Source organism: Capnocytophaga sp. oral taxon 863 str. F0517 (assembly GCF_000466425.1).
Taxonomy (GTDB): domain Bacteria; phylum Bacteroidota; class Bacteroidia; order Flavobacteriales; family Flavobacteriaceae; genus Capnocytophaga.
The window spans coordinates 1-9468 of sequence record NZ_KE992107.1 but is presented as its reverse complement, the minus strand read 5'-3'; the positions used below and the strand labels follow the sequence as shown (position 1 = coordinate 9468).

Below are 9468 nucleotides of genomic sequence, written 5' to 3'. Positions count from 1 at the left end.
AAAAACCGAATGAGAGCCCAAAGCAACTTTTCCTCCCTTTGCAAAGGAAACTTCTTGCCTAAGGAGCTCACTAACCGAGAACACGCCACTCAATTTTTGGAAGCGGTAGCACAGTTAGAGCGTATTTTAAACGACTCTAACCTGATAAAGCTCCGTCAGCTAAAAACAGAGGACTATATAGGCACTCCCCACAAAAAGGGACTCTTTGAGCAATATCTCAGTCTTTCCACTAATGAGAAAGAGAGCCTGCAAGATATATGCCTCTCTGCCGAGCAAATGCGCATTGGTAACCAAAGACTCTGTGTGCATACCTTATCAGATACAGAAGACTTGCCTTCTAAGGTACAAGCCGATAGCCGTTACGAGCGACTCTCTACCGATAAGAGCGATTGCCGTTTGTCCTTTGCAGCTCCTGTGGGCTTGCTACTGAGTTGTAACCATATTTACAACCAATATCTGTTCTTGGACAATTCCGATGAAAATCTCAGACAGTTTGAGAAATCAGCACGCAATATGCACTCGCTTTCAAGATACAGCCGTAGCAACCAAATCAACAAAGAATGGATAGAGCAATACCTCAATGAGGCACACTCTTATGGACTTTCCTCTATCAGAGCGCACTTTAATGTAATGGCGTGGTCGGACAACCCACAAGAGCTTAGGAGCATTAAAAACGATGTGGGTAGCGCTTTGGCTTCAATGGAGTGCAAGCCTCGCCATAACACCATTGATACGGCAACTCTCTATTGGGCAGGTATAGCTGGCAATGCTGCCGACTTCCCCAGTGAAGAGACTTTCTATACTTTTATAGAGCCCGCTTTGTGCTTTTTCACTCAGGAGACCAACTATCAAAGTTCTTCCAGTCCTTTCGGCATTAAGATGGCCGACAGGCTCACAGGCAAGCCTATCCATTTGGATATCTCCGATGAGCCTATGAAAAAAGGGATTATCACCAACCGTAATAAGTTCGTCTTAGGACCTTCGGGTAGTGGCAAATCCTTCTTCACGAACCACTTAGTAAGGCAGTATTACGAACAAGGAACGCATATCGTTTTAGTAGATACAGGGAACTCCTACCAAGGGGTCTGTGAACTTATTCACCACAAGACCAAAGGCAAAGACGGAATTTACTTTACTTATACTGAAGACAACCCCATTGCTTTTAACCCTTTCTACACCGATGATGGGGTGTTTGACATTGAAAAGCGCGAGAGTATCAAAACACTGATACTCACCCTTTGGAAGCGAGACAATGAACCTCCTACACGTGCGGAAGAGGTAGCCCTTTCCAATGCAGTGAACCTTTACCTGCAATTGGTAAAAGACAATCCCTCGCACACGCCCTCTTTCAATGGTTTTTACGAGTATATCAAGAATGACTACCGAGCCATACTACAAGAGAAGCAGGTAAGAGAAAAGGACTTTGACTTGGCTAACTTCCTCAATGTGTTAGAGCCTTATTACAAAGGAGGTGAATATGACTATTTGCTCAATTCTGACAAGGAGTTAGACCTGCTCTCCAAACGCTTTATTGTTTTTGAAATTGATGCGATTAAAGACCACCCGATACTCTTTCCTGTGGTTACTATCATCATTATGGAGGTGTTTATCAACAAGATGAGACGCCTGAAGGGTATTCGTAAGATGATTCTCATCGAAGAAGCGTGGAAAGCGATTGCCAAAGAAGGAATGGCGGAGTACATCAAGTACCTATTCAAAACCGTTCGTAAGTTCTTTGGTGAGGCAGTGATTGTAACCCAAGAGGTAGATGATATCATCCATTCACCTATTGTAAAGGAATCTATCATCAACAACTCCGATTGCAAGATATTGCTTGACCAGCGTAAGTATATGAACAAGTTCGATGCTATCCAAGCGATGTTAGGACTTACTGAGAAAGAGAAGTCGCAAATCCTATCTATCAATCTCTCCAACGACTCTCGTCGCAAATACAAAGAAGTGTGGATAGGCTTAGGAGGTACACACTCTGCGGTGTATGCTACAGAAGTAAGCCGAGAAGAATACTTTGCCTACACCACTGAAGAGAGCGAAAAACACCAAGTGATGGAACTCTCCGAGAAGTTAGACGGCAATTTAGAAAAAGCCATCGTACAAATGGCTAATGGACTGTAATAAATTAATAATCATACGTAAATCATAATAATTAAAGTCAATGAAGAAAATGTTATTAACGGGGCTTTTTGTTATAGCTATGCTGGCAAGCCCCAAACTAAGCGCACAATGGGTAGTAACTGACCCGACTAATTTTGCTCAGAGCATTATCAACACTACCCAGCAGATAGTGCAGACCTCCTCAACAGCTAAGAATATGCTCAACAACTTCCGAGAGGTGGAAAAGCTCTACAACCAAGGCAAGGAGTATTACGATGCTCTGAAAAAGGTAAATAACTTGGTAAAAGATGCTCGCAAAGTACAGGAAACAGTGTTACTTGTGGGCGACATCTCCAAGATGTATGTAACCAACTTCAAGAAGATGAGCCAAGACCCTAACTTCTCCTCTCAAGAGTTGTCGGCTATTGCCAATGGCTACTCCAAGCTCTTGGGCGAAAGTTCTAAGCTACTCAAAGACCTGCGACAAATTGTCAATAGTTCCTCACTCTCTATGAACGACAAAGAGCGTATGGACATTATCGACAAGGTGCATAAGGAAGTGAAAGAGTACTATAATTTAGTACGCTACTACACCCAGAAAAACATCTCGGTAAGCTATCTACGTGCTAAGAAGCAAAACGATGCGCAAAAGGTACTCTCACTCTATGGAACGGAACTCAAATACTGGTAAAAGACTGATAAATGGAAAATCTACACCAAATACTTCGTACTTTATACGACGAGATGATGCCCCTAACAGCTCAGATGTCTGCCATAGCCAAAGGCTTGGCAGGCTTAGGGGCACTGTTCTATGTGGCAATGCGTATATGGCAAGCCTTAGCCCGTGCCGAACCTGTGGATGTGTATCCCTTGCTCCGTCCCTTTGCCATAGGGCTGTGTGTGATATTTTTCCCTACTCTGGTGTTAGGAACAATGAATACAGTGTTAAGCCCTGTGGTAACAGGTACCCATAGCATCTTAGAAGGACAAACGCTCGATTTGCACAAACTACAAGAGCAAAAAGACCGATTAGAGCGAGAAGCACAATTGCGTAACCCTGAAACTGCCTATCTCGTCTCAGATGAAGAGTTTGACAAAAAGATTGATGAATTAGGTTGGATGCCCGAAGATATGGCTGTAATGGCAGGAATGTACATTGAAAGAGGGATGTATGACCTCAAGCAAAGCATCCGATCGTGGTTTCGTGAGCTACTCGAAATGCTCTTTCAAGCAGCCGCTTTAGTGATTGACACCATACGCACTTTCTTTCTTGTGGTGATGTCTATTTTAGGACCTATAGCCTTTGCCATTTCGGTATGGGATGGATTTCAATCTACCTTACTACAATGGGTTACTCGTTATGTAAGTGTTTATCTATGGCTTCCTGTATCCGATTTGTTCAGTGCTATTTTAGCACGTATCCAATCCCTTATCTTACAACGAGACATCGAGCAACTCTCCGACCCAAGTTTCATTCCTGATACTACCAACACAGCCTACATTATCTTTATGGTCATTGGTATTATAGGCTATTTTACCATTCCTACTGTGGCAGGTTGGATTATACAAGCAGGAGGTATGGGCAATTATGGTAGAAATGTAAACCAAGCTACCTCTAATGCAGGTAATATAGCAGGTGCAGGAGCTGGCTCTCTTTCAGGTAATATTACAGGTAGGTTAATGAAGTAAAAAACAAGTCTAATTGAATACTAAAATTAATGGAATTTAAAATCTTTAGAAACATCGAAAACGGATTCAAACAAATCCGTATGTATGCTATAGCCTTTGCAGTGCTCTGCTCAGGCGTGAGTATCTTCGCTGTAGGCTATGCCTATTACTTTGCTGAGAAACAGCGCGAGAAAATCTATGTGTTAGACAACGGTAAATCACTAATGCTGGCACTCTCTCAAGATGAGAAAATCAATCGCCCTGTCGAGGCTAAAGAACACGTGCGCAGGTTTCACGAACTCTTCTTCAACTTAGCCCCCGATAAAAAAGCAATTGAAGACAATACCAAACGTGCCTTCTTTATGGCTGATAAATCTGCCTTTAACTACTATAAAGATTTGGCTGAAAAAGGCTATTACAACCGCATCATCTCTGGTAATATCCTCCAACGGGTAGTCATCGATAGCGTGCGCTGTAACTTTAATAGCTATCCTTATCAGGTGGAAACCTTTGCCAAACAGTTCATCACTCGTGCTAGCAACATCACCGAAAGGAGTCTTATTACCTCCTGCAGGTTGATTAACTCCGTGCGTTCTGATAATAACCCTCAAGGGTTTATCATCGAACAGTTCAATGTAATAGAAAACAAAGACCTTAGAACCGTAGAGAGATGATAGCCAAAATCCAAAGAGAGATACATTCTCTAAAAAAGCAAACCCAAAGCTATTGTCAGGGACTTTCCCCCTCACAAAGAAGGCGCTTGGTACTCTTAGCCTTTGCAGTCTACTCGCTACTTACTCTTTTTATACTATGGCACGCTTACCAAGAGTACCACCAAGGCGAAGCCCCTGCCATACAGCATATTGACAACAAGGCTATTGTACCTACTGAGGGAAATACCCCAAAAAAGGATTCGTTAATTTTTAAACAACTTAATAATGGAAAAGAACACACCCCTTCCAGAGCAAAACGGTAATACCCCTGCCTCAGATAAGGCTAACGCTCCTTCTTCTACACCGAGTTTCTTGGTCAGTGAAGAAGAGGAAAAAGCCCTCCAAGAGCGCAATGAGGAAAAATCCCTTGCTAAAAAACAACAACTCAAGAAAATTGTCATCTATGCCCTAATGGGGATAATCTTCCTCGCTTGTATGTATCTGCTTTTTGGTGGCGGAAGTGAGCAAGAGCAAACACAAGTAGGCATCAATGAGGCAATACCACAAGCTACCGAAACCCTCTTGCCTTCTGATAAGGAAAAAGCCTATGAAGAAGCCCTCTTAGAAGAAAAAGAAGCTGATAAAAAAGCCTCTCTCAATGCGCTGTCTGATTATTGGCAAGAAGACGAAGGCGAGGAATATCCCGAAGCTATCGAGGAGGAAGAACCCACTCCACGTTATCGCAAGGCTACCCCTAATGCCTTTGAGCGTTCTGCTCAGTCTTATCGCGATATTCACCAGACTTTAGGCAGTTTCTACCAAGACAATAGTGCTTACGAGGAGCAACAACGACTCAAAGAAGAGATAGCCTCACTCAAGTCTCAACTCTCCAACAAGCAAGATCCTACCTCTGTAGATGCTCAAATGGCATTGATGGAAAAGTCTTATGAAATGGCTTCAAGATATTTGCCTAAAGGACAACAGAACCCCTCAATGATGGGAGGCGCAGGCTCACAAGAAGGCGAGGGAAACAATAGTAGCGAAGCTGACAATGCAGAACAGAGTAAAAACATTGCTCCTGTCTATACTCCAGAGGAAAAGGTAGTCAGTCGTTTGCCCCGCAAGCAGTCCGAGAAGGAGGCACTGCAAGAATGGGTAAAGGAGCAACAGACCGCTTTTTTCAATGGCGAGAGCTTTAAGCCACAAGGTAGTATTCTAAAGAATAGCATTCGCGCTTGTACACATATCGAACAGCTATTAGGAGAAAACTCAAGGGTGCAGCTAAGACTTTTAGAACCTATACGAGTAGCAGGCATACTCATTCCTAAAGGAGAACTGCTTACAGCCTCTGCTAAAGTGAGTGGTGATAGGCTACTACTCACCGTAAAATCCTTAGAATACAAGGGCAAAGTGATTCCTGTCTCTATAGCTGCCTACGACATCGATGGGCAACAAGGGTTATACCTGCCCGCTTCTTCCGATGCCAATGCCTTTAGAGAAATAGCAGCAGGAATGAGCAAAAGTTCAGGGAGTAGCTTTACCTTTAGCTCTTCAGCCAAAGACCAAATTGTCTCAGAGCTGAGCAAAGGGGTCGTACAAGGAGGTACGTCCTATCTTTCTAAAAAGATTGCACAGCCTTCCATAAGGGTTAAAGCAGGTTATCAGCTCCTACTCATCTCTAAGAAATAGCCTTTCAGACAAACCCATAAACACACAACAAAGCACAAAACAACACAATTATTTATTTTTCAACCTATTAAACACACTTAATATCATTTTATTTATGCGTAAATTACACTTATTTTTATCAGTAACAATGCTTACTGTTACCGTGCAAGCCCAGAATGAGGCAAAGGAAAACACAGCTCTCAGTACTGAGAAAAAGGAACTTTTAGCACAATCAGGAAAAGTAGTGCCTTATCCTTTGCAGGTGGCTTATGATCAAACAACCCATCTTATCTTTCCTGCTTCTATCCGCTATGTGGATTTAGGCAGTGAAAACTTAGTAGCTGACAAGGTGAAAGATGCCGAGAATGTACTAAGGGTAAAGGCAGCTAAAACAGACTTTACCGATAGCACCAACCTATCGGTCATCACTCAAGACGGAGGCTTTTATAGCTTTGAGGTAAGTTATCACACCACGCCACAACCTCTTACCATTGATTTTGGTAGAGGGATGCCCCAAGGCAACAATGTGAAGTCAGATATTCTCTTTTCCGATACAGGCTGGGAATCACCTGCGGTAGCACAGATTATTATGTCGTCTATCTATCATCAGAAGAAGAATTACATCAAGCATATAGGTTCGGAGAATGCAGGTATACAATGGCTACTAAAAGGCATCTATGTACACAATAGCAAACTCTATGTAGATGTGCAATTGTCCAATCGCTCTAACCTGCCTTTTGAAGTAGATTTTATCACTTTTAAAATCATTGATAAGAAGACTACCAAAAAGAGCATTGTACAAGAAGTGCCCGTTGATCCCTTGCGCGTATACCAACCTATATCGCTACTAAAGGCGCATAAAGAAGCCCGCTCGGTGTATATGTTAGACCAACTCACCCTCTCTGATGACAAGGTTTTGCGGGTAGAAATCTTTGAAAAAAACGGCTCTCGTTACCAATCGTTCCTTATCACCAACGAGGAGATTATAGCCGCTCGCCCTATTGAACAGTTTAACCTTAAATTCTAATGCCAATGCTAAGAATTATCACTTGTATTTGTCTGTGCTTTTTAGGAGGCTCCATTGCCCAGGCACAGCGATTGTTACCCAAACAAAAAGGTATCTCACTCTCTTGGGTTGCACCTGTAGAGGCTTTTACTTCCTCTTTTTCTGATGATTTTGGGGTGCAGTTGGGCTATAGTATCAATGCTAAAAGGGGTAACTACAAGCATTTTTCCCTTGAATATCAAAGGCGATTGTACCTTTACAAGAGTCTGAATATACCCGTTGAGAGGTATATAGGTGCAGGAGGTTATAGCTTTGCCTTGATCAGTGACAGCAGTAAAACGGTGGCTTTGAACTTAGGAGCAGAAGCTCTTTTGGGCTATGAGGTAGTCAATCACAGCAAAAGCCTCCTTCCTGATGGGGCACTATTAAAGAACGAAAATAATTTTCTCTATGGCGCACAAATTGGCTTGCAGGTAGAGACTTACCTAAGTGATCACTTTTTAGTGCTTTGCTCTGGCAAGGTAGCAGCTCTGTGGGGAAGTTCCTTTGAGCTACTGCGTCCCTGTGCTACTGTAGGACTGCGTTATATGTTTTAACCTTTAAAAAGACAATACGATGAAGAAAATAAATCAGAAAATTGTAATAGGACTCATCGCAATGCTATGTGTGAGCCTATTCACCTCTTGTAAAAAAGAGTTGGACGTACAACAAAATTTTCCTTTTGAGGTAAAGGTATTGCCCGTGCCTAAAAGTATAGGTAAAACCGATACGGTAGAAATACGTTGTGAGTTGCGCTCTCCCTACCAGTACGATGAGAACCGCTATTTTATTCGTTACTTTCAGTATGAGGGAAAAGGTAGTTTGCGTACCTCTCCACAAGGAGAAGTCTTACTTGTTAATGATGTTTATCCACTTGCCTCCAAAGGAGCGTTTAGGCTTTACTACACTTCTGCCTCAGAAGCTAATCAGTCTCTCTCCGTTTGGATAAGCGACTCCTTCGGCAATGAACAAAAACTTGATTTTGAGTTTAATGTAAAGAAAGAGTAAAGATATAAAGCCAAAATCCTCCTTTCTCTTCCAAAACAAGCCTACTTCTAAAAGTGGGCTTGTTTTGTTTTACCTTTGCGCAAAATAATGCAAATGGAAGTAGTAGTTATAGAAAAATCTGTTTTTGAACAGATACAAAAAGACGTACAGCAACTCAACAATTCTCTGCAAGTGGTAATGGATACTTACAAAGGTATTTGGCAAAAAGAAAAGTGGTTGGACTCTCAGGAGGTTTGTCTGCTTTTGGGCATTAGCAAGCGTGCCTTGCAGTATTATAAAGACCAAAAACTCTTGCCTTTCTCGTGCATCCACCGCAAGAACTATTTTAAGCGTAGTGATGTAGAACAGCTTTTAACCTCTAACCTTCAAACCCAATGAACTTACTCACAGAAACACACCAGGAACTAAGCTCTTACCTTAGTCAGCTTGAAAACCTTAAACAGCAAATGGACTTTATCCTTAAAAACTTCCGTCCTGTATTTGACGGCGAGGTATTTCTATCAGGAAAGGAGGTCTGTGAGCTGCTGCATATCACCAAAAGAACCCTACAGCAATACCGTGATGACGGGCTTTTTCCTTATATCCAAATTGGTGGTAAAATTCTCTTTAAACAAAGTGATATTCTAAAGATTTTGGAGGCTAACTATAATAAACAATGGTGAGTTCGATATAACGAAAGTTTCCACAGATTTAGCCCTTCGTTGGCGTGAGCGTCTCGTTCGTGTCTATCATAAGAGAGTTTGTAGCTCTTTATTGGAGAATTTGGTAAAAAATCGTAATTTTGTAGTTTGTTATGAAATGTTGATAGAAATAAAAAATTATGAAAAATAGATACTTTAATACCTTCATACATAAGACCCCTTCTGTAGATAAAGAGGATGGTAAAGAAGTTAAGGCGACAAAGATATGTATTTCTAAATTTCCTTCAGAGATTCTCTTTGATTTGATTCATTATGTGAGAAATCATTGGGAGGGAGGCTATAAAGGGGTGTTATTTGTTAAGGAAGGAATAAGATTACATCATAGAGTTTTCACAAATTCTATTGATGCTCAAAATTGTATTTTTGAAGAGCAAATGGAGTTTGATAATTGTATTTTTGAAGAGCAAACAGAATTTGATAAATCATCTTTTCTCTCTGATATTTCTTTTAAAAGATCTATTTTTAGAGGAAGTGATTTTAAGTCTATTTCTTTTAGAGAAGTAACTTTTGGAGGAGATGAGATTGATTTTTGTTTAACAGAGTTCTATAGTGGAGATTTTTCAAAAGCTGTCTTTAAAGAAAACTCTTTTATCGTTGATTTTAAGGGGGCTAA

Annotated in this window: 12 protein-coding genes; all 12 read left to right on the top strand. The window is 41.4% G+C overall.

Annotation, left to right across the window (positions count from 1 at the left end; all coding sequences use genetic code 11):
• On the top strand, positions 1-2133 hold a 2133-nt coding region (locus tag HMPREF1551_RS03590; RefSeq protein ID WP_021627673.1), incomplete at its 5' end, for a TraG family conjugative transposon ATPase.
• A gap of 40 nt (positions 2134-2173) precedes the next feature.
• Entirely contained in the window at positions 2174-2803 is a 630-nt protein-coding gene (locus HMPREF1551_RS03585; protein WP_021627672.1) for a DUF4141 domain-containing protein, read from the top strand.
• Positions 2804-2814: 11 nt separating this feature from the next.
• Positions 2815-3801: a conjugative transposon protein TraJ gene (gene traJ, locus HMPREF1551_RS03580; RefSeq protein ID WP_009389084.1), complete on the top strand. Its 987-nt coding sequence runs from the start codon at positions 2815-2817 to the stop codon at positions 3799-3801.
• Positions 3802-3830: 29 nt separating this feature from the next.
• On the top strand, positions 3831-4454 hold the full coding sequence (gene traK / locus HMPREF1551_RS03575; protein WP_009389087.1) for a conjugative transposon protein TraK: 624 nt from the start codon (positions 3831-3833) through the stop codon (positions 4452-4454).
• The gene (locus HMPREF1551_RS03570) at positions 4451-4756 is read left to right on the top strand and encodes a TraL conjugative transposon family protein (protein ID WP_021627671.1); all 306 of its coding nucleotides are present in this window, start codon (positions 4451-4453) and stop codon (positions 4754-4756) included. The genes traK and HMPREF1551_RS03570 overlap by 4 nt, the downstream gene beginning before the upstream one ends.
• The gene (traM, locus tag HMPREF1551_RS03565) at positions 4719-6122 is read left to right on the top strand and encodes a conjugative transposon protein TraM (RefSeq protein WP_021627670.1); all 1404 of its coding nucleotides are present in this window, start codon (positions 4719-4721) and stop codon (positions 6120-6122) included. Before HMPREF1551_RS03570 ends, traM begins: the two co-directional genes overlap by 38 nt.
• Positions 6123-6216: 94 nt before the next feature.
• Complete coding sequence (gene traN / locus HMPREF1551_RS03560) at positions 6217-7128, top strand: conjugative transposon protein TraN (RefSeq protein ID WP_009744753.1); 912 nt, start codon at positions 6217-6219, stop codon at positions 7126-7128.
• A gap of 5 nt (positions 7129-7133) precedes the next feature.
• The gene (locus HMPREF1551_RS03555) at positions 7134-7703 is read left to right on the top strand and encodes a conjugal transfer protein TraO (RefSeq protein ID WP_231374952.1); all 570 of its coding nucleotides are present in this window, start codon (positions 7134-7136) and stop codon (positions 7701-7703) included.
• 19 nt (positions 7704-7722) lie between these two features.
• Positions 7723-8154, top strand: a complete 432-nt coding sequence (locus tag HMPREF1551_RS03550) for a TraQ conjugal transfer family protein (RefSeq protein WP_021627667.1) — start codon at positions 7723-7725, stop codon at positions 8152-8154.
• Positions 8155-8247: 93 nt separating this feature from the next.
• Positions 8248-8532 carry a helix-turn-helix domain-containing protein gene (locus tag HMPREF1551_RS03545; RefSeq protein ID WP_174688419.1) on the top strand — a complete coding sequence of 95 codons (285 nt, stop codon included), beginning with the start codon at positions 8248-8250 and terminating at the stop codon, positions 8530-8532.
• A complete protein-coding gene (locus HMPREF1551_RS03540) occupies positions 8529-8816 on the top strand; it encodes a helix-turn-helix domain-containing protein (protein ID WP_021627665.1) in 288 nt (95 codons plus the stop codon). Before HMPREF1551_RS03545 ends, HMPREF1551_RS03540 begins: the two co-directional genes overlap by 4 nt.
• A 158-nt stretch (positions 8817-8974) precedes the next feature.
• Positions 8975-9468 (top strand): pentapeptide repeat-containing protein (locus tag HMPREF1551_RS03535; protein ID WP_021627664.1); only part of this gene is annotated, 494 nt, incomplete at its 3' end.